The organism is Arthrobacter sp. NPDC058288 (assembly GCF_042880995.1).
GTDB lineage: Bacteria > Actinomycetota > Actinomycetes > Actinomycetales > Micrococcaceae > Arthrobacter.
The window spans coordinates 41,109-64,705 of the sequence record NZ_JBHVYH010000001.1 but is presented as its reverse complement, the minus strand read 5'-3'; the positions used below and the strand labels follow the sequence as shown (position 1 = coordinate 64,705).

Genomic DNA, 23,597 nt, shown 5'->3' with positions numbered 1-23,597 from the left:
GTGGTTGCGGTCGGTTTAACTGCCGGGTGGTGGACCGGCGGTTTGGTGGACCGGGGCCGGCCCCATCTGCCTGCCCCGGTCCGGTCTCAAGGGGTCCCTAGGCGCCCAGCAGGGCGTTGATGGGACCGCGGGCGAAGTAGATCAGGAAGCCTGCCGTGACCACCCACATCAACGGGTGCACCTTCCGGATCTTGCCGGAACAGGCACTGATGACCGCCCAGGAGATGAAGCCCACGCCGATTCCGTTGGCGATGGAGTAGCTCAGCGGCATGGTGACGATGGTCAGGAAGGCGGGCAGCGCCACGGAGAACTTGCTGAACTTGATCTCGCGGATCTGGGCCATCATCATGGCGCCGACAACCACCAGCGCAGCGGCGGCCACTTCCAGCGGCACCACGGACGTGAGCGGGGTCAGGAACATCGAGCCCAGGAACAGCGCGCCGGTGACCACCGAAGCCAGACCGGTGCGGGCGCCTTCCCCGATGCCGGCGGCGGAGTCAATGTACACCGTGTTGGACGAACCTGACGTGGCACCGCCGGCCACGGCTCCGAGGCCTTCGACAATGAAGGCCGACTTCAGCCGCGGGAACGTGCCGTCCTTGTGCGCCACGCCGGCGCTCCTGGCCAGGCCGGTCATGGTGCCCATGGCGTCAAAGAAGTTGGTGAACACCAGCGTGAATACCAGCATGGTCGCCGCGAGTCCGCCGATCCGGCCGAAGGCACCGAAGAGGTCGAACTGCCCCACCAAGGACAGGTCCGGGGCGGACACCAGCTGACCGGAGAGGACAGGGGTGTTCAGGTGCCAGCCGCCCGGGTTGCTCGCGCTGCCGGGGCCGATCTTCATGACTGCCTCAACCACCGCGGCGAGCACGGTGGTGGCCACGATGCCGATCAGCAGGCCGCCCTGCACCTTGCGGGCCACCAGAATGCCCATGACCAAAAGGCCAACGATGAACACCAGGGTGGGAACCGAGGTGATGGATCCGTTGTCGCCCAGCTGGACCGGAGGCCCCGCCGTCGTGGCACGGACAAAGCCGGAATCCACGAACCCGATGAACGCGATGAACAGGCCGATGCCCACCGTGATGGCCGCCTTCAGTTCCTTGGGCACTGCCCGGAAGATGGCCGTCCGGGCGCCGGTGACGCCGAAGAGGACGATCAGGATGCCGTTGATGACCACGAGGCCCATGGCCTCGGCCCAGGTGACCTCCTGGATCACGGCCACGGCCAGGAAGGAGTTGATACCCAGGCCGGCCGCGAGCCCGAAGGGCAGGTTGGCGATCAGGCCGAAGAGGATGGTCATGACGCCGGCGGTGAGGCCGGTGACCGCACCCACCTGCGCTGCGGACAGCCAGCCGCCGGCAACGTCGGTGGGGGCATTGTCCGCGCTAAAACCGCCCAGGATCAGCGGATTGAGGATGACGATGTAGGCCATGGTGAAGAACGTGACCAGGCCGCCGCGCACCTCGCGGGCCACGGTGGAACCGCGCTTGGTGATTTCGAAGAAACGGTCCAGGAAAGCGGTCGACGGCTGCGGGCGCTTGGGGGCGGCCGGTTGCTGCCGCTCGTCGGAGGTGGTGTCCAGGATTGTCATCTCAGCCACCGGCCCTAGTAGTCAATCCTGGAGTCGAGCGTGTTCCAGGTGTTGAACGGCTCGAGGACCGGAGGTGCCTGGGGATCCTCGAGTTCAAGGCGGGATACGGGCATCAGTGCATCGCGCTGGTCGTTTTCGAAGAATTCGTAGAACACGGCGTCGTCGAAGCCGACGGAGGCGGCGTCGTGCCGGTCCGCTGCGAACACCACCCGCTCCACCCTGGCCCACAGCGCTGAGGCCAGGCACATGGGGCACGGCTCGCAGCTCGTGTACAGGGTGGCGCCGGTGAGGTCGAACGTGCCGAGTTCGCTGCACGCACGGCGGATGGCCGTGACTTCGGCGTGGGCTGTGGGGTCATTCGTGGCGGTGACGCGGTTGACGCCGTCGAACGCTTGACCGTCCGCGGTGACAATGACGGCGCCGAACGGACCGCCGCTGTTGAGGACGTTGGCAGTAGCCAACTCAATGGACCTGGCCAGGAATTCCTGGGCCGTGACGGTGGTACTCATGATGCGACTCCCTTTGCTGGGAAGCCGGTACGCCGAGGTGGGACGAAAGGGCCAGATGCGACGGTTACCAGGCTTCAGCATGTGCTTTTGAAGGTTAAGTTGCGCCTGGTAGATAGCTTCCCCGGTGTCCGGGGGCCCGCCTTTGGCAGAATCGAGACTAGCACCGGAACGTGAGCTGCGCCATAGGTTTTCGGAAAGTTAATTTCGTGATGTGAAATTTGGGTTTCCGGGCAGTCACAACACGTTGGCACCATCCCGGGCGTTGACGCGGCGATTCCCGCCGCCTTACGCTGAGCCCCAACCGGTGCCACAGGTGCCGGACGCCTGGATCAGCAGACAGGCCCTCACTGAGCTGTAACTTCATCCGCACGCTCAGGCAAGGAGCCCCATGACCACGCACCCCTCCGCTTCCCGGCTCTGGATCCGGAATCCGCTCGCAGCCTTCACCGCCAACAGCCTTGATGCCTCCGGCGGCATCGTGGTAGCCGGCGGAGTCATCACGGAGGTCCTGGCCGCCGGCCAGCTGCCCTCCGCACCGTGCCAGGAAACGTTCGACGCCGGCAGCCATGTCCTGCTGCCCGGCCTGATCAACACCCACCACCACTTTTACCAAACACTCACGCGCGCCTGGGGGCCGGTGGCCAACGCACCGTTGTTCCCGTGGCTGCAGAACTTGTACCCGGTCTGGGCACGGCTCACGCCGCGCAACCTGGAACTGGCCACCACCGTTGCCCTCGCGGAACTGCTGCTCTCCGGCTGCACCACCGCCGCGGACCACCATTACCTCTTCCCCGAGGGCATGGAAGACGCCATCGACATCGAAGTCCAGGCGGTGCGGGAGCTGGGCCTGCGGGCCACGCTCACGCGCGGTTCCATGACGCTCGGGGAGGACGACGGCGGCCTGCCGCCGCAGTCGACTGTCCAGCAGCCGGACGTGATCCTGGCGGACAGCGAACGGCTCATCCGCGAGTATCACGAGCGCGGCGACGGCGCCGTCATTCAGATTGCCCTGGCCCCGTGCTCGCCGTTTTCCGTGACCAAGGAGATCATGGCCGAGAGCGCCGCCCTGGCCGAACGGCATGACGTCCGGCTGCACACGCACCTGGCCGAGACGCTGGACGAGGAAGACTTCTGCCGGGAGATGTTTGGGCTCCGCACCGTGGAATACCTGGAGAGTGTGGGCTGGCTCGGCAACCGGACCTGGCTGGGCCACGGCATCCACTTCAGCGATGCCGAGATCGCCGCGCTGGGAGCCGCGGGCACCGCCGTCGCGCACTGCCCCTCCTCCAACATGCGGCTGGCCTCGGGCACCGCCCGGGTGCTCGAACTGGAGGACGCGGGAGTGCCCGTGGGGCTGGGAGTGGACGGGTCGGCGTCGAACGATGCCTCGAATATGATCCTCGAGGCGCGGCAGGCGCTGTACCTGCAGCGGCTGCGCTATGGGGCGCAGGTCCCGGTGGAGCGCGCGCTGGGCTGGGCCACACGGGGGTCGGCGGCCGTGCTGGGCCGCTCCGACCTCGGCCAGCTGGCACCCGGGATGCAGGCGGATTTGGCGTTGTTCCGGCTCGACGAGCTGCGGTTCTCCGGCAGCCACGACCCCCTCGCCGCGCTCCTGCTGTGCGGAGCGGACCGCGCCGACCGCGTGATGGTGGGCGGGCAGTGGCGCGTGGTTGACGGGCAGATTCCGGGGCTGGATATCGCCGGGCTCATCGCGGAACACTCGGCCGCGGCGCGGAAGCTGGTGAACGGGTAGCCGGACCCTATGCCGCGGCGTCCGTTGGTTGCTAGCGTGGCGGCATGAGCCCGTCGAAGACCCCGGCCGAGATCCTCACCATCGACGGCGCCGAGGTGCGCATCTCGAGTCCGGACAAGGTGGTGTTCCCCGAAGCCGGGCTGACGAAGCTCGACCTGGTGCATTACTACCTCGCCGTGGCGGACGGCGCGCTGCGCGGCGCCGGCGGCCGGCCCATGGTGCTCAAGCGCTTCCCGAAGGGCATCGACGCCGAACCGTTCTTCCAAAAGCGTGTGCCCGAAAACCACCCCGGCTTCATCGAGACGGCAATACTGCACTATGCATCCGGGACGTCGGCCGAGGAGGCCGTCATCCGGAATGCCGCAGGCCTGGCGTGGGTGGTGAATCTTGGCTGCCTCGACCTCAATCCGCATCCCGTCCGCGCCGAAGACCTCGAGCACCCCGACGAACTCCGGGTGGACCTCGATCCGATGCCGGGGGTCGGCTGGCCCCAAATTGTCGACGCCGCGTACGTCGCGCGGGAGGTGCTCGACGACGTGGGGCTCGTGGGGTGGCCGAAGACGAGCGGGTCGCGGGGACTCCACATCCTGGTGCGCATCGAGCCACAGTGGTCCTACCGTGACGTGCGGCTCGCCGCCGAAACCCTTGCACGGGAGGTGGAGAACCGCGCTCCCGGCCTCGCCACTGCACGGTGGTGGAAGGAGGAACGCGGCGAGAGTGTGTTCGTCGACTTCAACCAGAACGCCAAAGACCGCACCGTGGCATCCGCGTACTCGATCCGACCCCTGCCCGATGCCCGGGTGTCGACGCCGCTCACGTGGGACGAAGTCCGCACCACCCGCCCGGAACAATTCACGGTGCCCACGGTGCTCGTGCGCTTCGCTGACGTGGGCGACCCCCACACGGGAATCGACGACGCCGCCGGCTCCCTGGCCGGGCTCCTCGCCTTGGCAGCCGAACTCGGTCCGGCCGAGAAACCGCCTCGCAACGGTGATGGATCCGGCCGCCGGCAGTCGGCGATGCCGCTGATCGAGGTGGCCCGCAGCCGGACCAAGCCCGAGGCGCTAGCGGCGCTCGACGAGTGGAAGGCCCGGCACGCGGACGTTATCCCGGCCCTGCACCCCGCCGACGTCCTCATCGACGGAATGCGCGGCTCGAGCTCGCTCTGGTACCGGGTACGGGTAAACCTGCAGCACGTCCCCGAGGCGGAGCGGCCGCCGCAGGAGGAGCTCATCGCGGACTACGACCCCTGGGCGGGCAGGGAATGGCCGGGACGACCGGGGGCACCGGGGACACCGGGCACCTGAGGCCCGCGACGCGCAAAGTGCCCATCGACACGCAAAAGGCCTGGCGACACCCGGATTCCGGTGTCGCCAGGCCTTATGCGCGTCATCAGCGAAGATGCCTGTCGTCAGGCTCGTTATGAACGTTGACCGCCGAAACCCGGCAGGCCGTGGACCCAGCGCGAGAACCGTCCGGGGACGTGTTCCCGGTCTGCAGGCAGGTAGAAGTCCGGATCCGTTCCGCCTCCAAGGGGGAGGTAGAACTCCTGGACTGAGGGTGCCGCCGTCTGTGCCGGTGCAACCGGCGTTGTGTCCTGCTGGTACATCTGATCCTCCTCCGAGGTGGTTGATGGTTCGTTCAGAAATTCCGCAAAATGGAAAAGAACTTTTGCTATGTGAAATATCCTAGAGCGGCCTCCTGGCGTTCGTCAATGGTTCCGGGCACCCCTGGTCACAATCGGATTTTTCAAGGAGTGATGTACACCACGGCAAAGCTCGGCTACGCTTTAAATCAACTCGTGGCGTAGGTCACGTAACCTGGGAGCAGCAGGCAGGGTCGTAATGAGCTGGCGTCATTGGATGCCGGCTCTTTTTTGTTGGGTCGGCTCCATCAGAAACGCGTGCGAAACACGCGCTTAATTTCAATGATGGAACCTAGGTTCCACATCACGGAAGTTGGGAACAGACCATGAGCAGCAAAATCATCCTCGGCCAGAACCAGTACGGCAAGGCCGAAGTCCGGGTTGTAAAAATCACCCGCGACACCGACCGCCACGAGATCGAAGACCTGAACGTCACGTCGCAGCTCCGCGGGGACTTCGCCGCCGCCCACCTCGAAGGCGACAACAGCCACGTCGTGGCCACGGACACGCAGAAGAACACCATCTACGCGTTTGCCCGTGAAGGCGTCGGCTCGCCGGAGGCGTTCCTCCTGCGGCTGGGCGAGCACTTCACCTCCAGCTTCGACTGGGTCACCGGCGGCCGCTGGGAAGCCGAGTCCTACAGCTGGGACCGGATCCAGGCCCACGGCGCCGAGCACGACCACTCCTTCGTGCGCAATGGCCAGGAAGTCCGCACCGCGGTTTTGGTCCGCGACGGCGCGGCAGCGCACCTCATCTCCGGCCTCAAGGACCTCACCGTCCTCAAGTCCACCCAGTCCGGCTTCGTCGGCTACCCGCGGGACAAGTACACCACCCTGCCGGAAACCACGGACCGCATCCTGGCGACGGATGTTTCCGCCCGCTGGCGCTTCAACGCCAACACCGACTTCAGCTCTCTCGACTTCAACAAGAGCTACGAAGACGTCAAGAGCCTGCTGCTGGAAGGCTTCACCGAAAAGTACTCCCACGCCCTGCAGCAGACCCTGTTCGACATGGGCGCCAAGGTCCTGGAAGCACACAGCGAGATAGACGAGATCAAGTTCTCGATGCCCAACAAGCACCACTTCCTGGTGGACCTCTCGCCGTTCGGCCTCGACAATCCCAACGAGGTCTTCTTTGCCGCCGACCGCCCCTATGGCCTGATCGAGGCCACGGTCCAGCGCGAGGACGCCGCCCCGGCGGACATCGCCTGGTCCGGCATCGCCGGCTTCTGCTAAACCGCTCTTAGCGCCCGCCCGCTCCGCCGGCTCGGAGTTTTTGTCCAGATATCGAGGCCTTAGCACCCCTAAGCGGCCATTATCTGGACAAAAACTCCGGGCCCGGGGCCATCAACGATTCACAACTGTTAGCCAGACACCGTTAGCCAGACAAAGACGTCTGCCATGAACCAAGAAAGTCTGCCATGAACACCAAGAAGAAATCCGGCGCTTCAACGGCCGCCACCGGCCGCAAGCAGTCGGACCGCCCCGAAGACCAGCGGCTGCCCATCGGAAGCACGTTCGCCTACGGCTTCCAGCACGTCCTCACCATGTACGGCGGCATCATCGCCCCGCCGCTGATCATCGGCGCAGCCGCCGGCATGTCGTCGCAGGACATCGGCCTGCTGATCGCCGCCTGCCTTTTCGTCGGCGGCCTTGCCACCATCCTGCAGACCATCGGCATTCCGTTCTTCGGGTCGAAGCTGCCCCTGGTCCAGGGCGTCTCCTTCGCCGGTGTCTCCACCATGGTGGCGATCGTCCACGGCGGCGGCGGGATCCAGGCGGTGTTTGGCTCGGTGATTGCAGCCTCACTGATCGGCCTGCTCATCACCCCGCTGTTTTCCAAGATCATCCGCTTCTTCCCGCCGGTGGTCACAGGCACGGTCATCACGACCATTGGCCTGACCCTCATGCCGGTAGCGGCCAACTGGGCCATGGGCGGCAACAGCAAGGCGCCGAACTACGGCAGCATGGCCAACATCGGCCTGGCCGCGGCCACCATGGCGATCGTGCTGCTCCTGAGCAAGGTGGGCAACGCCGCCATCTCACGGCTTTCCATCCTGCTGGCGATGGTGCTCGGCACGTTGATCGCCTTCGCCTTCGGCATGGCTGATTTCTCCAAGGTGGGCCAGGGCGAGATCGTCGCCTTCCCCACGCCGTTCGCCTTCGGTCCGCCGACCTTCGAGCTCGCGGCGATCATCTCCATGCTGATCGTCATTCTGGTGACGCTTACCGAGACCTCAGCGGACATCATCGCAGTCGGAGAGATCGTCGGCACCAAGGTTGACTCCAAGCGCATCGGCGACGGCCTGCGGGCCGATATGCTCTCCAGCGCCATCTCCCCGCTGTTCAATTCCTTTACCCAGAGCGCCTTCGCCCAGAACGTGGGGCTCGTGGCCATCACGGGCGTCAAGAGCCGCTTCGTGGTGAGCGCAGGCGGACTCATCCTGGTGATCCTCGGGCTGCTGCCGGTGCTTGGCCGGGTGGTCGCAGCGGTGCCGACGCCCGTCCTGGGCGGTGCCGGCGTCGTACTCTTTGGAACCGTTGCCGCCAGCGGCATCCGGACACTCGCCAAAGTGGAGTACAAGAACAACATGAACCTGATCATCGTGGCGGCGTCCATCGGCTTCGGCATGATCCCGATCGCTGCGCCGGCGTTCTATGACAAGTTCCCGTCCTGGTTCGGTACCATCTTCCACTCGGGCATCAGCTCGGCAGCGGTCATGGCCATCCTGCTGAACCTGCTCTTCAACCACCTCAAGGCCGGCAATTCGGAGAACCAGTCGGTGTTCGTGGCCGGAACGGGACGGGTGGTCCGCGAAGAGGACCTCAAGTGCCTGGCCCACGGCGACCGCTTCGAAGACGGCAAGCTGATCGACTGCGACGGCAAGGAAGTGCCGGTGGAGTCGGCGTCGAAGTCTGACCACTAGCCCACAGACGGGCACAACAAGCGCGAACGGACAGTTACGGCCCCTTTCCGAAGGGCCGCAAGTGTCCGTTCGCGCTTTCTGCTGTGAGACGGTTGTTTCATGAGGATCGATGAACGGATCGAACGGCACTATGCGGAGCTGAGCCCGCAGGAACAGAAGGCGGCAGACACGCTCCTGGACCGCCTCGGCGACCTCGCCGTCTACAACGCCGCCGAACTTGCCAGGCTCAGCGGCGTCTCCAAAGCCACCATGAGCCGGCTGTTCCGCCGCCTCGGCTTCGAGGATTTCAACGAGGTCAAGGAACATACTCGGTCCATCCGTTCCAGCGGCATGCCGCTGGGTCCGCAGTCGTCCGACGGCGGCCTGGCCGCCCACTGGGGGCAGGACCAGGAAAACCTGCGCCGCCTGGCTGACTCACTCGACGAGGACAGACTGTCGAAGGCCAGCGGGAAGCTCGCCGGCGCCGGGACCGTGCTGCTGCTCGGCTTCCGCAACAGCTTTCCCGTGGCGCTGCACTTCCGGCAACAGTTGCTCCAGTGCCGCCCCGCGGTGTCTGTGGCGCCGCAGCCCGGCCAGAGCCTGGGCGAGGAGCTCGCCGGCCTGGGTGCCGGAGATGTGGTGGTCCTGTTCGGCTTCCGACGGCGGCCCGCCGGGTTCCGCAAGATCCTCCAGGCCGCCTCGGCCACCGGGGCGGCCACCATCCTGATCGCGGACCCGAGCGCCCGCCGGATGGCTGCCGACGCCACCCTCTGGCTCGAGTGCCCGGTGGACGGCGCCCATGCCTTCGACAGCTACGCCGCCGCCATGAGCCTGGTGAGTGTCCTGGCCAACGGTGTGCTCATCGCCTCGGGACGGGCCGGGCGTGAGCGGGTCCGCGAGGTGACGGGCATGTTCGACACCCTGGGCGAGATTGAAGCGCGCTGAGGCCGCCGCGGCGGAGCGGCACCTCCGCATGCCCCTCCGCAGCGCTTCTCAGGAGAAGTAAACGGGATTTCTTGCCCCAGAAACAGCTTTGAAACATTGGTTCCATCTAATTGAAATTGTGAAACGGCCGGATCGGCGGCTGTCCCCATCTCTTAGAGGAAACCATGACAGATCCCGCGATGGCCGCACCCCGGGTTGAAACGCCCGCCCGCACCGGCCAGCTCCCCGACTACGATCCGCAGCTCAGTAATGAGGATCTGGTCCCCCTGAAGAACCAGCGCTGGACCAGCTACAACCTCTTCGCCTTCTGGATGTCGGACGTCCACAGCATCGGCGGCTATGTCACGGCAGGAAGCCTCTTCGCCCTGGGGCTGGCCAGCTGGCAGGTGCTCGTAGCCCTTCTGGCCGGCATCGTGATCGTCAATATCTTCTGCAACCTCGTGGCCAAGCCCAGCCAGCTGACCGGCGTCCCGTACCCGGTTATCAACCGGGCCGTCTTCGGCGTCAAGGGCGCCAACATCCCGGCCATCATCCGCGGCCTGATCGCAGTGGCCTGGTACGGCGTCCAGACATTCCTCGCCTCCGAGGCGCTGGTGATTGTCTTCCTCAAGTTCTTCCCCGGCATGGCGCCGCTGTACGACGTCGAACAGAACGGCTTCCTGGGCCTCTCCGCCCTGGGCTGGATCTGCTACGGCATCCTCTGGGTGGCCCAGGCCGCTCTCTTTTGGAACGGCATGGAAAGCATCCGCAAGTTCATCGACTTCGCCGGCCCCGCCGTCTACGTGGTGATGCTGGTCCTGGCCATCTACCTGGTCTCCAAGGCGGGCATCGGCAACATCAGCCTGAACCTCTCCAGCGGGCCGCCCCTGGACTTCGCCGCCTCCATCCCCGTGATGGTCTCCGCGATTGCCTTGGTGGTGTCCTACTTCTCCGGCCCAATGCTCAACTTCGGCGACTTCGCCCGGTACGGCAAGAGCTACAAGGCGGTCAAGAAGGGCAACTTCCTGGGCTTGCCGGTGAACTTCCTGTTCTTCTCGCTCCTAACCGTCATCACGGCTTCCGCCACCATCCCGGTGTTCGGCCGCCTCATTACGGACCCGGTCAAGACAGTCCAGGAAATCGACACCGTGTTCGCCGTGCTGCTGGGCGGGCTGACCTTCGTCATCGCCACCGTGGGCATCAACATCGTGGCCAACTTCATCTCGCCGGCATTCGACTTCTCCAATGTCAGCCCGCAGAAAATCAGCTGGCGGGCGGGCGGCATGATTGCCGCCGTCGGCTCCGTCATCCTGACCCCGTGGAACTGGTACTCCAACAACGACGCCATCCACTACACACTGGGCGTCCTGGGCGCGTTGATCGGGCCGCTGTTCGGCATCCTGATCGCCGGGTACTACGTGGTGAGCCGGCAGAAGGTCTGGGTGGACGACATGTACACGCTGAAGACCACCGGCCGGTACTGGTTCCGGAACGGCTACAACCCGAACGCCGTCAAGGCCGTGGCCATCAGCGGCGCCATCTCCATCGCCTCTGTGGTGATCCCGAAGATCCTGCTCGACACCGGCGCCACCGCGGTGAACGCCACGTGGATCGGCAATTACAGCTGGTTCCTCGGATGCGCCCTCGGTTACGTTGCCTTCCGGGCGCTGGAGCGCAGGTCCCCAATGATCTCGCTCGAACCCGCCGGGGAAGACAGCGGAGCGGTCAGCGACGGCACGCTGGTTTAGGACCCGCCGCCGTCGAACTCCGACCCCGCTGGTCAAGCGCGAACGGGCACTTGCGGCCCCCTTCCATCAGGAAGACGGGGCCGCAACTGCCCGTTCGCGCTCGGAGACGGGGGCTTAAGTGCCCGTTCGCGCTCGGAGCCGGGGGCTTAAGTGCCCGTTCGCGCTCGGAGGTACGGAGGGGCGGCGGGACGTACGACGGCGGGAGGTCAGTTTTGGTTGAGCTCGTCGGAGATTGCCTGGGCTGCTTCGCGCAGCAGCGGCACGGCGCGTTCGGCGAAGGACTGGTCCACGCGGGACACCGGTCCGGACACCGAGATGGCCGTGGGCGTCGGCGCGTTCGGGACCGCCATCGCAAAGCAGCGGACGCCGATCTCCTGCTCCTCCTCGTCAATGGAGTAACCGCGTTCACGGATCAGCTTCAGGTCAAGGAGCAGGGAATCGATGTCGCCGATGCTCTTGGGGGTCGGCGTGGGCATGCCGCTGCGCTGGACGATCCCGCGGACCGTCTCGTCATCCAGCTGGGCCAGGATCGCTTTGCCCACCCCGGTGGCGTGGGTGTGCGCGCGGCGGCCCACCTCGGTGAACATGCGCATGGAGTGCAGGGAGGGCACCTGGGCCACATAGATGACCATGTCCGAATCGAGGACCGCCATGTTGGAGGTCTCCCCCAGCCGGTCCACGAGGGACTTGAGCTGCGGCCGGGCCAGTGCACCGAGCTGCTTGTTGGCGCCTTCGCCGAGCCGGATGAGCCGGGGACCGAGCGCGTACCGCCGGTTCGGCAACTGCCGGATGTAGCCCAGCGTGACCAGGGTGCGCAGCAGGCGGTGGATCGTGGGAAGAGGCAGGTCGGTAGAGGAAGAAAGCTCGCTGAGCGTGACGTCTCCGCCGGCGTCAGTGATCAGTTCCAAAAGTTCGAAGACGCGCTCAACGGACTGCACGCCTCCCGGGGCTTTTTCAGCCATAACCGTGGTCTCCTGCGGTATCGATTCCGACAACTCTTATCCACATCGTGAAAAAAATTGCTTAGAAGACCCAAGATACAGCACGCATCGCCCTCCGTCGATGCATGGTCGGGGCTTGTGTTTCCACAAAGTAGATAATAATATCCATAATACGAAAACATTTGCTTGAGCAGTACGCCCGGAGGCACTCAGCGTCCGGGCCCGACCAGGAGGAACATTCAATGGCGAACCCGAGCCCCGGAAATTCGATCACCCTGCGCGTTGAGGCGCCGTCCAGCTTCACCGCGACGAGCGAACTGGCCGCCGCCGTTGGAGCTGCCGGCGCAGCCATCACAGCCCTTGACGTCACCGAATCGCACCACGAAACGCTGGTAGTTGACGTCACCTGCAACACCACGGACGACGAGCATGCCGCCCGCGTCAAGGACGCCCTCAACGCGCTCGACGGCGTCACGGTCCAGCACGTCTCCGACCGCACCTTCCTGATGCACCTCGGCGGCAAGCTCGAGGTGGTCCCGAAGGTCGCCCTCCGCAACCGCGACGACCTGTCCCGCGCCTACACCCCCGGCGTCGCCCGCGTCTGCCTGGCCATCGCGGAGGACCCCTCAGCGGCACGCAACCTGACCGTTAAGCGCAACACCATCGCAGTCCTGACCGACGGCTCGGCCGTCCTTGGCCTGGGCAATATCGGCCCGGCCGCGGCCCTGCCCGTGATGGAAGGCAAGGCCGCCCTGTTCAAGCAGTTCGCCAACGTGGACGCCTGGCCGGTCTGCCTGGACACTCAGGACACCGAGGAAATCATCATGATCGCCAAGGCCATGGCTCCTGTGTACGGCGGCATCAACCTCGAGGACATCGCCGCCCCGCGCTGCTTCGAGATTGAAAACCGGCTCCGCGAGGAACTCGACATTCCGGTCTTCCACGACGACCAGCACGGAACGGCAATCGTCACCCTGGCGGCACTGGTCAACGCCCTGCGCGTAGTGGGCAAGAAGCTCGCCGACGTCAGGATCGTGGTGTCCGGTGTCGGCGCCGCGGGCTCAGCCATCATCCAGCTCCTCAAGGCTCAGGGCGCCCAGCACATCATCGCCGCCGGCCGGTCCGGTGCCATCCACTCCGGCGCGGAATACAGCGACGAACACCGCAGCTGGATCGCGGCCAACACCAACGAGGAGGGCTTCTCCGGCACCCTGCACGAGGCACTCGTCGGAGCGGACGTCTTCATCGGCGTCAGCGCCCCGCACGTGATCGGCGAGGAGCAGGTGGCCTCCATGGCCAAGGATGCGATCGTCTTCGCCATGGCCAACCCCACCCCGGAAATCGACCCGGTGGTAGCGTCGAAGCATGCGGCAGTGGTGGCTACGGGGCGCAGCGACTTCCCCAACCAGATCAACAACGTCCTGGCATTCCCGGGGTTCTTCCGCGGGCTGCTCGACGCCGGCGCCTCGGACATCACCCCAGACATGCTGGTGGCTGCCGCCGAAGCCATCGCCAACCGCGTGGCAGACGACGAACTCAATGCCAGCTACATCATCCCCAGCGTTTTTGACCCGCACGTTGCCGCCGACGTGGCCGCGGCTGTCGCAAATGCAGCCAACGCCGCAAGCGCAGCCAAAGCAGCAACCGCAGCGCACGCAAGCCTAGAACCCGCCAACGCCTGATTCGCAGCCTAGAAAGGACCCGGACAATGGCTCTCTCAGTCACAGACCCGCAGCCGATTGCACGAGCAGAGGAAATCCTCACCCCGAAGGCACTGGCCTTCGTGGAGGAGCTCCACAAGCGGTTTGCGGGCACCCGCGCCGAACTCCTCAAAGCCCGCGTGGCCAAGCGCGAGCAGGTAGCCCGGACCGGAAAGCTTGATTTCCTGCCCGAAACCAAGGATGTCCGCGAGGGCGACTGGAAGGTTGCGCCAGCGCCCGCCGCGTTGCAGGACCGCCGCGTGGAAATGACCGGACCCGCCTCGCCGGCCAAGATGGCCATCAATGCCCTCAACTCCGGTGCCAAGGTGTGGCTGGCCGACCTCGAGGACGCCAGCACACCCACCTGGGCCAACGTCATTGACGCCATCCTGAACCTCCGCGACGCGGCCACGGGAACCCTCAGCTACACCTCCCCGGAGGGCAAGGAATACCGGCTCCGCAACGACGCCCCGCTCGCCGTCGTGGTGGCCCGGCCCCGCGGCTGGCACATGGACGAGCGCCACCTGCTGCTCGACGGCGAACACACCGTCGGCGCGCTGGTGGACTTCGGCCTGCACTTCTTCCACACCGCCAAGCAGCTCCTGCTCAACGGCCAGGGCCCGTACTACTACCTGCCGAAGATGGAGAGCCACCTTGAGGCGCGCCTCTGGAACGACGTCTTCGTCTTCGCGCAGGATTTCCTGGGCATCCCGCAGGGCACCATCAAGGCCACCGTACTGATCGAGACCATCCCCGCGGCGTTCGAGATGGACGAAATCCTGTACGAGCTCCGCGACCACGCCGCCGGGCTGAACGCCGGCCGTTGGGACTATCTGTTCAGCATCATCAAGTACTTCCGCGACGCCGGAGCGGACTTTGTGCTGCCGGACCGCGCCACCGTGGCCATGACGGCCCCGTTCATGCGCGCCTACACCGAGCTGCTTGTCAAGACCTGCCACCACCGCGGCGCGTTTGCCATGGGCGGCATGGCCGCAGTCATCCCCAACCGCCGGGAACCCGAGGTCACCGCCCAGGCGTTCGAGAAGGTCCGTGCCGACAAGACGCGCGAGGCCAACGACGGCTTTGACGGCTCGTGGGTGGCCCACCCCGACCTGGTGCCGGTGTGCCGGGAGGTGTTCGATTCCGTCCTGGGCGAGCGCCCCAACCAGCTGGACAAGCAGCGCCCGGAGGTCCACGTCACGGCGGACCAGCTGCTGGACATCGCGTCGGCCGACGGCACTGTCACGGAAGCCGGGCTGCGCCTGAACCTCTATGTCGCGGTGGCATACACGGCGGTGTGGATCTCGGGCAACGGCGCGGTGGCCATCCACAACCTGATGGAGGACGCCGCCACGGCCGAGATCTCCCGTTCGCAGGTCTGGCAGCAGATCCGCAACAAGGTGGTCCTGGCCGATACCGGCAACACGGTGACGCGGGAGCTGGTCAGCACCATCCTGGCCGAGGAAACCGGCAAGCTCCGCGGCGAGGTGGGAGAGGAAGCCTTCGCCAAGTACTACCTCCCCGCCAGCGAACTGATCGCAGACATCTGCTTGTCCGAGGACTACACCGACTTCCTCACCACGCCGGCCTACGAACTGGTGGGCTGAGGCATGGCGGTACCTTCCGGCTCCCTCAGCGCGGACGATCTGGCACAGATCGACGCACAGCTGGCAGACACGGACAGGCTGCTGGAGCGCAACTACCCGGGCGACGACGGCTCCCGGCAGCCTGTGCATACCGTGTATGTACCGGCAGACCGTTTCACACCGTCGTTTTCTGCTGAGTGGGGCGCCCAGGCGCTGGCCGCCGCTGACGCGCACGGCGGCCTGGCACGTCTGGGCCACTTGCTGGGCCAGGACACCGACCTCGCCGAGGCCGTGGCTTCGCGCGTCCAGGCCAAGCTGGAAAGCGAGCCAGTCGAGGACCTGCGTTTGGACTTCGAGGACGGGTTCGGCGACAGGGGCGACGACGCCGAGGACGCCGCCGCTGTTGCCGCGGCTTCCGCCGTGGCCGCCGCAGTTGCGGCCGGCACAGCACCCCCGTTCATCGGCATCCGCTTTAAGTGCTTCGAAGCGGCCACCCGGGCGCGCGGCCTGCGCACCTTGGACCTGTTCGTCTCCGGGCTGGCCGCCGCCGGTGAGCTGCCGCAGGGCCTGATCCTCACGCTGCCCAAGGTCACCACCGTGGCACAGGTCAAGGCCATGGACTTCGCCGTCGCCCGGCTGGAGGAAGCGCACTCGCTGCCCTCCGGCCGGCTGCGGTTCGAAGTGCAGGTGGAAACGCCGCAGCTCATCCTCGGCCCGGAGGGCACGTCGCCGGTGGCGCAGCTTCCGCACGCGATCCCGGGACGGATCAGCGGCCTGCACTACGGCACCTACGACTACTCCGCCTCGCTGCAGATCTCGGCCGAATATCAGTCCATGGAGCACCCGGTGGCCGACTTCGCCAAGGAAGTCATGCAGCTGGCAGTGGCCGGAACCGGCATCCGGCTTTCGGACGGCTCCACCAACATCATCCCGGTGGGCGACAATGTGGAAAACGCATGGCGCCTGCACGGGCGGCTGGTACGGCGTTCCCTGGAACGCGGCTACTACCAGGGCTGGGACCTGCATCCGGCCCAGCTGCCCAGCCGGTTCGCGGCCACGTACGCGTTCTACCGGCAGGGGCTCCCCGCCGCGGCGGCCCGGCTGCGCAACTACGTGGATCACACTGACGGCGGGGTCATGGATGAACCCGCCACGGCACGGGCGCTGGCAGCGTTCGTACTGCGCGGCGTCCAGTGCGGCGCCGTCGGCGCCGAAGACGTCCAGGCGCTTGCCGGCGTCGGAATCCCCCAGCTAACCGGCCTGGCCCACCCGCGGCTGGCCCACTCCATTTCGAAGTAAGGATCCAATGATGGGCAAGTACTACTACCCGCAGGGCGGCCTGCCGCCGCAGACCCACCTCACCACGGAACGGGCCATCGTCACGGAGGCCTACACGGTCATCCCCAAGGGTGTCATGACCGACATCGTGACCAGCACCCTGCCGGGCTTCTCCAACACCCGCTCGTGGATCCTGGCCCGCCCGATCTCAGGGTTTGCCACCACGTTCTCGCAGCTGATCGTGGAGATCGGCCCGGGCGGCGGCGCTCCCAAGGCAGAGTTTGAGCCCGGCGTCGAAGGCGTTGTCTTCGTCACCAAGGGCAAGGTCAACCTGACCCTCGACGGCGAACTGCACCAGCTTGAGGAAGGCGGCTACGCCTACCTGGCCGCCGGCGCTGCCTGGGGTCTGGAGAACGTCTCGGATGACATTGTCTCCTTCCAATGGATCCGTAAAGCCTACGAGCGGCTTGAGGGTTACGAGGCAAAGTCCTTCGTCACCAGTGATTCCGAGGTGGAACCCACCGCGATGCCGGATACCGACGGCGCCTGGAAGACCACCCGCTTCACGGATTCCAGCGACCTGGCCCATGACATGCAGGTGAACATTGTGACGTTCCAGCCCGGCGGGGTCATCCCGTTCCCGGAGACCCACGTCATGGAGCACGGCCTGTACGTCCTGGAGGGCAAGGCCATGTACCTGCTCAACAACGACTGGGTGGAGGTGGAAGCCGGCGACTTCATGTGGCTCCGCGCATTCTGCCCGCAGGCCTGCTATGCCGGCGGGCCGGGCGAGTTCCGCTACCTGCTGTACAAGGACATGAACCGCCAGATCCGCCTGACCTAGGCCTGACCTTCCCACCCCAACTGACTGGCAGTTAACGTCGCCAAAACGCGGTTTCGCAACGTTAACTGCGAGTCAGTTGGGGGTTAACGGGACTTTATCCGGGTTCCGACGGCGGCATCCGTTAGCTATTGACGCGTCCGGACCGGCTGAGGAACATGAGTTCCGTGGTACGGATTCGCGCACTGCCGCTCCGGACCGTGGCCGCGGCAACCGCCGCCGTTTTGGCCGCCGCACTTGGCGGCTGCACTGCGGGCCCGGAGCCGCCGGAGCAGCCTTCGTCGATCGCACGTCTCGAGGAAGCGCTGGAGGAGTTTGGCAACGCAATGCTCGACGACGGCGCCCCCGCCGTCGTGATGCAGGCCAAAGTGCGCGGTGAAGAACGGGCGCGCGCCTCCGGTGCCAGGAGCCTGGAGGGCCGGGAGCCCGTGGAGATCGACGATCAGGTGAACATTGCCAGCGTGACCGAATCCTTCGTGGCAGTATCTGTGCTCAAGCTGGTCGACGAAGGCAGGCTGGGCCTTGAGGACGAGGTTGGCAAGCATCTGCCGGAATTCGAGGGCATCATGCACCCGCCGGGGCCGGTCACTGTCCGGCAGCTGCTGCAGCACCGATCAGGGATGCCGGACTACGTCATCCCGCTCCTTCAGCAGGGCAGCCTGCGCGATGTGCTGGCCACGAGCCGGAGCCCCCGCGAACTCCTTGCCCTGGCAGCGACCCAGCGGTGGAAGCCCAGGCTGGCACAGGGTTTTGAGCACTCCGATTCGAACTACATAGTCCTTGGCATGATCGTGGAACGGCTGCGCGGACGGCCGGTCGGCGAGGTCCTGCGGTCTGACATTCTTGAGCCGCTGGGCCTGCGGTCCACCTCGATGACAGGCTCGGGTCCGGCCCCGCCCTCGCTGGTCCATGGCTATGTCACCAGCCTCGGCGAGCGCCTAGACGTCAGTTACGCCGCCCTTCATGCAGGCGACCCTGCCGGAGGGCTGGTGTCCACCGTCGGCGACCTGAACGTCTTCTTCGCGGCACTGCTCCAGGGCCGGCTGATCCCCCGGGCCCTGGTGACGGAGATGCAGGACCCGCCCTACGCGGAATACGGCCTGGGCATCCAACGGTGGAACGACACCTGTACCAACAACTTCTACTACGGCCATGCCGGCCAGAATGCCGGATACGGCGCTATTTCAATGTCCAGCGCCGACGGAACCCGGCAGGCATCGTTCGCCCTCGCCTCTCCGCCTCAGCCTTTCAGCTCCAACGGCCACGGCATCGTGGAGGACCTTACCGACGTCGTCGAGGAAGCCCTCAACGCAAGCTGTTAGGTGCGCCGCCGGCCCAGGAGATAGCCCGACCAGAAGGTGAGGGCCAGCAACCCGATTCCTGCCAGCACCAGGCCGGCCTTGGTCTGGGCGCTGAGAAAGAATATTCCGCCAGATACGAAGGCCTGTGAGGACAGCGGCGCGTAGGCAACCCAGCCGAATGATTCCTTGCCGCTTCCTGTGGCGGCGAGGACAGCGCCGGCAATGAGCAGTACCAAGGCGGCGAGCGGCACCGCGAACCTCGTGGACCAGGTGTTACGTACGGGCCGCCGGCCATCATCCCCCAATGAATCCATGACCCCAACACTAGTGCCGGTGCGGCCCTTTGGCGGCACCCAGGGACCCCGATGTGGTCCACCAGCGGCTGCGGGACCTCCTGGCCCAGGAGCCGGATGCATTAATCTTCGGGCCCGTGGCCCGGCAAATCGTTCCGGAAGGCCTGGAAGAAATTTTCCCGCCACCGGGACGCCGGCCAAGGCTGCAGTACCGCGCTGATGCAGCCATCCTCCTTTTTCTGGAATTTCTCGTACATCGCCGGGGCATCATCCAGTCCCACCCGGCGCGTCACCAGGTCCATGACGCCCAGGAGCGGCATCGGGCTTGCCTGGAAAACTAAGCACCCTGAGTAAATCCTTGCTAAGCAGCGCGGCGGATCATAGCGTTGAGGAATCCGAGCATCGAGGAAAGGCAACGTCATGAAGCTGTATCAACCAGAGCCGGTAGAGATTTCAACGCGGATGCGCGCCGGCGAATGGACCGAATCCAGCCTCGAAGAACTGGTCACGTCATACCGGGCCAAGCTGATGGAAATGGGTGCAGGACCCAACGATGTCATCACGGAAGTCGAGCGGGACGACGACGGCTCGGTCAGCGTCGCCGTCTCCTGGAACAAGGGCGCCATCGCTGACGTCTAGGATCCCCGCTCACCGGGGGCTTCCGGCGAGCCTGCCAATTGCACTGTCACGCAGGTTCGCCAGGAGCTCCCTCGGGTTTTCATAGATTTCCACCGCGCCGGCCGCCAGCAGCTCAGCGGCGGAGGTGCCGCCGCACGTGAGTCCAATGGTGGAAATGCCCAGCCTGCCGGCGGCGTAAACATCCCAGACGGCGTCTCCTACGTAGACAACGTCCGCTGCCTGCAGGCCGACTGCGGCCAGGGCCGCTTCCAGAATGTCCGGAGCGGGTTTGCCCGCTTTGGCATCGCTGGCACTGGTGGCGGCATGAATATAGGAGTCGGCCCGCAACGTGGCGCGAAGTACTTCGAGGTCCCGCTGCCGGGCAGAGGAGGCCAGCGCGACGGCGAAGCCGCTTTCGTAGCATTGGGCCAGAAGGTCGCGGGCACCGTCGAGCGGACGGAGCGAGGGCCAGAATGTGGCAAACACGGCCCCGTGGGAGGACATGATGGAGGCGTCATGGGACTTATCGCGATCAGCCGGCAGGAGCCTGTCCAGCAACTCCCGACCTCCCATCCCCACGGAGCGGTGGATGGACGCCATCGGCACATCCAGCCCCGCCTCACGGAACGCCTGCCACCACGCGAGGGTATGCAGGTAGCAGGAATCCACCAGGGTTCCGTCAACGTCAAAAAGAACGCCGCGTTTCCGCTGGCCGGGACCGTTCGGGGACATAGCAGACCGTGGAATCAGTAGTGCGTCCGGGCGCGTTTGACTCCCGTGGCTCCGGTTGGCCTACCGGAGCCCAGCACGCCGATGTTCTTCGGCGCCTTGACGTGCTGCCTCACGGACGGCTGCTTCAAGGGTGCGGAATCCTGGCTTTCACTAAGGTCCCGGATCAGCCCGGTACCCGCGATCTCCCTGGCTTTAGCCACGCCGGCGGCCGCGGCGCGCTTCGTCGGGAAAGTCACCGAGATGGCCATCAGGTTTCCGCTTCCGTCGATGAGCTTGACGCGGTACCCGCCGTCGGGCGCATCAACCAGCTCGAAATGTCCAGCCATTGCTCTTCCTCCGCTTCAACCCCAATCTGGGGTATTAGTAAGTATACTTACCTCTACGGTTTAAGGAAGTCCTGACTGTTCGATAGGCGCTCTCGGGTGCGCTTCAGGGTGCAGTGGCCCGGCGAAGGACCTGGCGCTGGCGGCCCAGCCCCTCGGCTTCCAGTTCCAGCACGTCACCGTCCTGCAGGTAGGGGAAGCGGCCCGAAAGAGCCACCCCCTCCGGGGTGCCCGTCAGGATCACATCGCCGGGCTCCAGCACCATGAACTGGCTCAAGTGGTGGACCACGGCCGGGACGTCAAAGATGAGGTCCGCTGTGGACGAGTCCTGGCGGAACTCGCCGTTCACCCAGGTCCGTAGCCGCAAGGACGACGGGTCCAAGTCCGCGGCCGGGACGAACCACGGGCCAAGGGGCGTGGACGCGGGAAGCGACTTTCCTTTGACCCACTGCCCCGCCGCGCCGGGTAGCTGGTAGTCCCGTTCCGACAAGTCGTTGGCCAGCATGTAACCGGCGACGCAGCCTGCGGCCTCGTCCACTGTTTTCAGGTAGGAGGCGCGCCGGCCGATCACGACGGCCAGTTCGACTTCCCAGTCGTACTTGCGCGACAGCGGCGGGATGGGGGCGTCATCGAACGGCCCTGCCACCGTGTTGCTTGGCTTCAGGAACACCACCGGGACCTCCGGCACTGCGGCGCCGGACTCCGCGGCGTGCCCGGCGTAGTTCAGGCCGATCCCCACGACGGCGCCGGGGCGGGCCACCGGGGCTCCTATGCGAAGGCTGCCGGCGTCGGGGATCTCGGCCAGGCTTCCGGCCGCGAGCGCGTCGCGGACCCGGGCCACGCCACCGGCCTCAAGGAACGTTCCGTCGATGTCGGCGGTGATGCCGGCGAGGGAGTACCAGCTCCCGTTGGACTCGGCCCCGCCGGGCTGTACGGCCGGCTGCTCCCTGCCGGCATCTCCAAGACGCGCAAATTTCACCGGTCCACACTCCTTCGTGCCTGCTCCAATAGGTTTCCCTGACCATGGAACCACGCAGCGGACCGCGGCCCCCAGCTGAACCAAATGTGACCGTTAGTGCCCGTGCACGGGGGTGTCGCTGCGCTGCACACTGTCCTCGTGCAGCTCCAGGGCACTCATGACCAGCGCGAAGTGGCTGAACGCCTGCGGTGTGTTCCCCAGCTGGCGCCCCGCTTCCACGCCCCATTCCTCGCTGAGGAGGCCAACGTCATTGCGCAGTGCCAGGAGCCTTTCGAACAGCTCCCGGGCTTCGCGGCGTCGGCCCACGCCGATGAGCGCTTCCACCAGCCAGAAGGAGCAGGCCAGGAAGACGCCTTCGTCGCCGGGCAGCCCGTCGTCGGAATCCGCGGGGCGGTACCGGAGCACGAATCCGTCATGGGTGAGTTCTCGCTGCACGGCGTCAATCGTGCCCGCCACCCTGGGGTCGTCGGGCGGCAGGAAACCGACGCGGGGTATGAGCAGCAGGCTCGCGTCCAGCTCGGGCCTGCCGTAGGACTGGACAAAGGTGTTGCGCTCGGCGTCGAACCCCTTCGCCATGACCTCGGCGTGGATTGTGTCGCGCAAAGCCTCCCAGCGGTCAGCGGGTCCCACCAGGCCAAAGTCCCGCACGCCCTTGACCATGCGGTCGGCCGCGACCCAGGCCATCACCTTTGAGTGGGTGAAGTGGCGCCGCGGACCGCGCATCTCCCACAGGCCGTTGTCGGGCCGCTGCCAGGCGCCCTCGAGGTGTTCCATCAGGGCGATCTGGACGTCCCAGGCTTCGTCGGTGTGCTTCAGCAGGGAATGCCGGGTCAGGGCCAGGCAGTCCAGCACCTCGCCCCACACGTCCAGCTGAAGCTGACCCGCGGCGCCGTTTCCGATCCGAACGGGCGCCGATTTTTCGTACCCCGCCAGCCACGGCAGCTCCATCTCCGGCAGCCGCCGCTCCCCGTGGATGCCGTACATGATCTGCAGGTCGGCGGGGTCCCCGGCCACTGCCCGCAGCAGCCAGTCCCGCCAGGAGGCCGCTTCCTCGGTGTAGCCGGCGGCGAGGAGCGCCTGCAGCGTCAGCGTGGCATCCCGCAGCCAGCAGTACCGGTAATCCCAGTTGCGCGGTCCGCCCAGCTGTTCCGGGAGGGACGTGGTCACGGCCGCCACGATGCCGCCGGTCGGAGCGTACGTCAGAGCTTTCAGGGTGATCAGCGAGCGCTGGATGGCCTCCCGGTACGGGCCGGTGATCTTGCACCTAGCGGACCACTCCCGCCAGAACGACTCCGTTGACTCCAAGTACGCCTCAGGATCAATGGCCCGTGGGCGGTTCAGGTGGCTGGGGGTCCAGGTCAGCACGAAGGGAACCCTTTCGCCCGCGTGAACGGTGAAGTCACTCACTGTCTTCATGCGTTCGCCACGCAGCGGTGCATTGGTGACCAGATACGCGGCATCCGGCCCGGCGATGGCGTGGATGCCGTGCTCATCGTGCCGCACCCACGGCACGATGTGCCCGTAGTCGAACCGTAACGCCAGTTCGCCGCGCATCCGCACGGAACCGTGGACGCCCACCACGATCCGCACAATGTCCGCCACACTGTCCCGCGGCGGCATGAAGTCGATGACCTTCACCTTTCCGCTGGGAGTTTCCCATTCTGTTTCAAGAATCAGCGTTCCCTTGCGGTAGTGGCGCCGGGTGCAGTCCCCTGCCCCGGCAGGCGCCAGGAGCCACCGCCCGGCTTTCGGGGTGTCCAGCAGTGCATTGAAGCAGGCCGGCGAGTCAAACCGCGGCAGGCAGAGCCAGTCGATGGAGCCTTCAGTACTGATGAGAGCGGCCGTGTGAAGGTCCCCTACTACGGCGTAGTCCTCGATGTGTGCCATGGACCTTACAGTGCCACAACCGGTCCGGGCCGACTACTAT

The 23,597-nt window shown here is 65.9% G+C and carries 21 protein-coding genes and 1 pseudogene; 12 read left to right on the top strand and 10 right to left on the bottom strand.

What is annotated here, in order from left to right:
• Nucleotides 1–97: 97 nt before the first annotated feature.
• Both ACFVWT_RS00320 and ACFVWT_RS00315 read right to left on the bottom strand, forming a co-directional pair.
• A complete protein-coding gene (locus tag ACFVWT_RS00320) occupies nt 98–1,594 on the bottom strand; it encodes an NCS2 family permease (RefSeq protein WP_390247011.1) in 1,497 nt (498 codons plus the stop codon).
• A 14-nt stretch (nt 1,595–1,608) separates the two neighbouring features.
• Entirely contained in the window at nt 1,609–2,103 is a 495-nt protein-coding gene (locus tag ACFVWT_RS00315) for a nucleoside deaminase (protein ID WP_390244186.1), read from the bottom strand.
• A gap of 388 nt (nt 2,104–2,491) precedes the next feature.
• On the opposite strand from ACFVWT_RS00315, the gene ACFVWT_RS00310 reads away from it, so the two are divergent.
• Together ACFVWT_RS00310 and ligD are read left to right on the top strand one after the other, a co-directional pair.
• Entirely contained in the window at nt 2,492–3,856 is a 1,365-nt protein-coding gene (locus ACFVWT_RS00310; protein ID WP_390244184.1) for an 8-oxoguanine deaminase, read from the top strand.
• 44 nt (nt 3,857–3,900) lie between these two features.
• Nucleotides 3,901–5,163 (top strand): non-homologous end-joining DNA ligase, encoded by a 1,263-nt coding sequence (gene ligD, locus ACFVWT_RS00305; RefSeq protein ID WP_390244182.1) that lies wholly within the window; start codon nt 3,901–3,903, stop codon nt 5,161–5,163.
• Between the two features lie 113 nt (nt 5,164–5,276).
• Here the strand turns inward: ligD and ACFVWT_RS00300 are convergent, their stop codons facing one another.
• On the bottom strand, nt 5,277–5,465 hold the full coding sequence (locus ACFVWT_RS00300) for a hypothetical protein (protein WP_043483997.1): 189 nt from the start codon (nt 5,463–5,465) through the stop codon (nt 5,277–5,279).
• Between the two features lie 362 nt (nt 5,466–5,827).
• Here ACFVWT_RS00300 and pucL point away from each other — a divergent pair, with 362 nt between their 5' ends.
• From pucL to ACFVWT_RS00280, 4 genes are all read left to right on the top strand, one after another.
• Nucleotides 5,828–6,736 (top strand): factor-independent urate hydroxylase, encoded by a 909-nt coding sequence (gene pucL, locus ACFVWT_RS00295; protein WP_390244180.1) that lies wholly within the window; start codon nt 5,828–5,830, stop codon nt 6,734–6,736.
• Nucleotides 6,737–6,921: 185 nt separating this feature from the next.
• A complete protein-coding gene (locus ACFVWT_RS00290) occupies nt 6,922–8,427 on the top strand; it encodes a nucleobase:cation symporter-2 family protein (protein ID WP_390244178.1) in 1,506 nt (501 codons plus the stop codon).
• 99 nt (nt 8,428–8,526) lie between these two features.
• Nucleotides 8,527–9,351, top strand: coding sequence for a MurR/RpiR family transcriptional regulator (locus tag ACFVWT_RS00285; protein ID WP_390244176.1), 825 nt, complete (start codon nt 8,527–8,529; stop codon nt 9,349–9,351).
• A 164-nt stretch (nt 9,352–9,515) separates the two neighbouring features.
• Nucleotides 9,516–11,078: an NCS1 family nucleobase:cation symporter-1 gene (locus ACFVWT_RS00280; RefSeq protein WP_390244174.1), complete on the top strand. Its 1,563-nt coding sequence runs from the start codon at nt 9,516–9,518 to the stop codon at nt 11,076–11,078.
• Between the two features lie 206 nt (nt 11,079–11,284).
• On the opposite strand, the gene ACFVWT_RS00275 is transcribed toward ACFVWT_RS00280, so the two are convergent.
• Complete coding sequence (locus ACFVWT_RS00275) at nt 11,285–12,040, bottom strand: IclR family transcriptional regulator (protein ID WP_011693256.1); 756 nt, start codon at nt 12,038–12,040, stop codon at nt 11,285–11,287.
• A 221-nt stretch (nt 12,041–12,261) separates the two neighbouring features.
• Here ACFVWT_RS00275 and ACFVWT_RS00270 point away from each other — a divergent pair, with 221 nt between their 5' ends.
• The 5 genes from ACFVWT_RS00270 (at nt 12,262) to ACFVWT_RS00250 (ending at nt 18,746) form a co-directional block, all read left to right on the top strand.
• Nucleotides 12,262–13,701 (top strand): NAD-dependent malic enzyme, encoded by a 1,440-nt coding sequence (locus ACFVWT_RS00270; protein ID WP_390244172.1) that lies wholly within the window; start codon nt 12,262–12,264, stop codon nt 13,699–13,701.
• A 26-nt stretch (nt 13,702–13,727) separates the two neighbouring features.
• Nucleotides 13,728–15,326 carry a malate synthase A gene (aceB, locus tag ACFVWT_RS00265; RefSeq protein WP_390244170.1) on the top strand — a complete coding sequence of 533 codons (1,599 nt, stop codon included), beginning with the start codon at nt 13,728–13,730 and terminating at the stop codon, nt 15,324–15,326.
• A 3-nt stretch (nt 15,327–15,329) separates the two neighbouring features.
• Nucleotides 15,330–16,604: a DUF6986 family protein gene (locus ACFVWT_RS00260; RefSeq protein ID WP_390244168.1), complete on the top strand. Its 1,275-nt coding sequence runs from the start codon at nt 15,330–15,332 to the stop codon at nt 16,602–16,604.
• 10 nt (nt 16,605–16,614) lie between these two features.
• Entirely contained in the window at nt 16,615–17,427 is an 813-nt protein-coding gene (locus ACFVWT_RS00255) for a bifunctional allantoicase/(S)-ureidoglycine aminohydrolase (protein WP_390247009.1), read from the top strand.
• 155 nt (nt 17,428–17,582) lie between these two features.
• Nucleotides 17,583–18,746: a serine hydrolase domain-containing protein gene (locus ACFVWT_RS00250; RefSeq protein ID WP_390244166.1), complete on the top strand. Its 1,164-nt coding sequence runs from the start codon at nt 17,583–17,585 to the stop codon at nt 18,744–18,746.
• On the opposite strand, the gene ACFVWT_RS00245 is transcribed toward ACFVWT_RS00250, so the two are convergent.
• Together ACFVWT_RS00245 and ACFVWT_RS00240 are read right to left on the bottom strand one after the other, a co-directional pair.
• Complete coding sequence (locus ACFVWT_RS00245; RefSeq protein WP_390244164.1) at nt 18,743–19,039, bottom strand: hypothetical protein; 297 nt, start codon at nt 19,037–19,039, stop codon at nt 18,743–18,745. The two genes, ACFVWT_RS00250 and ACFVWT_RS00245, sit on opposite strands and share 4 nt — an antisense overlap.
• 101 nt (nt 19,040–19,140) lie before the next feature.
• Nucleotides 19,141–19,329, bottom strand: a pseudogene (locus ACFVWT_RS00240) (hypothetical protein); the annotation flags it as partial.
• A 109-nt stretch (nt 19,330–19,438) separates the two neighbouring features.
• On the opposite strand from ACFVWT_RS00240, the gene ACFVWT_RS00235 reads away from it, so the two are divergent.
• Nucleotides 19,439–19,657, top strand: coding sequence for a hypothetical protein (locus ACFVWT_RS00235; protein WP_390244162.1), 219 nt, complete (start codon nt 19,439–19,441; stop codon nt 19,655–19,657).
• 9 nt (nt 19,658–19,666) lie between these two features.
• On the opposite strand, the gene ACFVWT_RS00230 is transcribed toward ACFVWT_RS00235, so the two are convergent.
• From ACFVWT_RS00230 to ACFVWT_RS00215, 4 genes are all read right to left on the bottom strand, one after another.
• Nucleotides 19,667–20,368 carry an HAD family hydrolase gene (locus tag ACFVWT_RS00230; RefSeq protein WP_390244160.1) on the bottom strand — a complete coding sequence of 234 codons (702 nt, stop codon included), beginning with the start codon at nt 20,366–20,368 and terminating at the stop codon, nt 19,667–19,669.
• 14 nt (nt 20,369–20,382) lie between these two features.
• Nucleotides 20,383–20,694, bottom strand: coding sequence for a hypothetical protein (locus tag ACFVWT_RS00225; RefSeq protein WP_390244158.1), 312 nt, complete (start codon nt 20,692–20,694; stop codon nt 20,383–20,385).
• 103 nt (nt 20,695–20,797) lie between these two features.
• Nucleotides 20,798–21,670, bottom strand: a complete 873-nt coding sequence (locus ACFVWT_RS00220) for a fumarylacetoacetate hydrolase family protein (RefSeq protein WP_390244156.1) — start codon at nt 21,668–21,670, stop codon at nt 20,798–20,800.
• A gap of 93 nt (nt 21,671–21,763) precedes the next feature.
• Nucleotides 21,764–23,557 carry a glycoside hydrolase family 15 protein gene (locus ACFVWT_RS00215; RefSeq protein WP_390244154.1) on the bottom strand — a complete coding sequence of 598 codons (1,794 nt, stop codon included), beginning with the start codon at nt 23,555–23,557 and terminating at the stop codon, nt 21,764–21,766.
• Nucleotides 23,558–23,597: the final 40 nt, after the last annotated feature.

Coding starts and splice junctions, on each gene's coding strand:
- ACFVWT_RS00270 (WP_390244172.1), top strand. CDS start 12,262: ATGGCGAACCCGAGCCCCGGAAATTCGATCACCCTGCGCGTTGAGGCG.
- ACFVWT_RS00215 (WP_390244154.1), bottom strand. CDS start 23,557: ATGGCACACATCGAGGACTACGCCGTAGTAGGGGACCTTCACACGGCC.
- ACFVWT_RS00250 (WP_390244166.1), top strand. CDS start 17,583: ATGAGTTCCGTGGTACGGATTCGCGCACTGCCGCTCCGGACCGTGGCC.
- ACFVWT_RS00285 (WP_390244176.1), top strand. CDS start 8,527: ATGAGGATCGATGAACGGATCGAACGGCACTATGCGGAGCTGAGCCCG.
- ACFVWT_RS00315 (WP_390244186.1), bottom strand. CDS start 2,103: ATGAGTACCACCGTCACGGCCCAGGAATTCCTGGCCAGGTCCATTGAG.
- ACFVWT_RS00275 (WP_011693256.1), bottom strand. CDS start 12,040: ATGGCTGAAAAAGCCCCGGGAGGCGTGCAGTCCGTTGAGCGCGTCTTC.
- ACFVWT_RS00320 (WP_390247011.1), bottom strand. CDS start 1,594: ATGACAATCCTGGACACCACCTCCGACGAGCGGCAGCAACCGGCCGCC.
- ACFVWT_RS00225 (WP_390244158.1), bottom strand. CDS start 20,694: ATGGCTGGACATTTCGAGCTGGTTGATGCGCCCGACGGCGGGTACCGC.
- ACFVWT_RS00310 (WP_390244184.1), top strand. CDS start 2,492: ATGACCACGCACCCCTCCGCTTCCCGGCTCTGGATCCGGAATCCGCTC.
- ACFVWT_RS00280 (WP_390244174.1), top strand. CDS start 9,516: ATGACAGATCCCGCGATGGCCGCACCCCGGGTTGAAACGCCCGCCCGC.
- ACFVWT_RS00260 (WP_390244168.1), top strand. CDS start 15,330: ATGGCGGTACCTTCCGGCTCCCTCAGCGCGGACGATCTGGCACAGATC.
- ACFVWT_RS00290 (WP_390244178.1), top strand. CDS start 6,922: ATGAACACCAAGAAGAAATCCGGCGCTTCAACGGCCGCCACCGGCCGC.
- ACFVWT_RS00235 (WP_390244162.1), top strand. CDS start 19,439: ATGAAGCTGTATCAACCAGAGCCGGTAGAGATTTCAACGCGGATGCGC.
- ACFVWT_RS00255 (WP_390247009.1), top strand. CDS start 16,615: ATGGGCAAGTACTACTACCCGCAGGGCGGCCTGCCGCCGCAGACCCAC.
- ACFVWT_RS00230 (WP_390244160.1), bottom strand. CDS start 20,368: ATGTCCCCGAACGGTCCCGGCCAGCGGAAACGCGGCGTTCTTTTTGAC.
- ACFVWT_RS00245 (WP_390244164.1), bottom strand. CDS start 19,039: ATGGATTCATTGGGGGATGATGGCCGGCGGCCCGTACGTAACACCTGG.
- ACFVWT_RS00300 (WP_043483997.1), bottom strand. CDS start 5,465: ATGTACCAGCAGGACACAACGCCGGTTGCACCGGCACAGACGGCGGCA.
- pucL (WP_390244180.1), top strand. CDS start 5,828: ATGAGCAGCAAAATCATCCTCGGCCAGAACCAGTACGGCAAGGCCGAA.
- aceB (WP_390244170.1), top strand. CDS start 13,728: ATGGCTCTCTCAGTCACAGACCCGCAGCCGATTGCACGAGCAGAGGAA.
- ligD (WP_390244182.1), top strand. CDS start 3,901: ATGAGCCCGTCGAAGACCCCGGCCGAGATCCTCACCATCGACGGCGCC.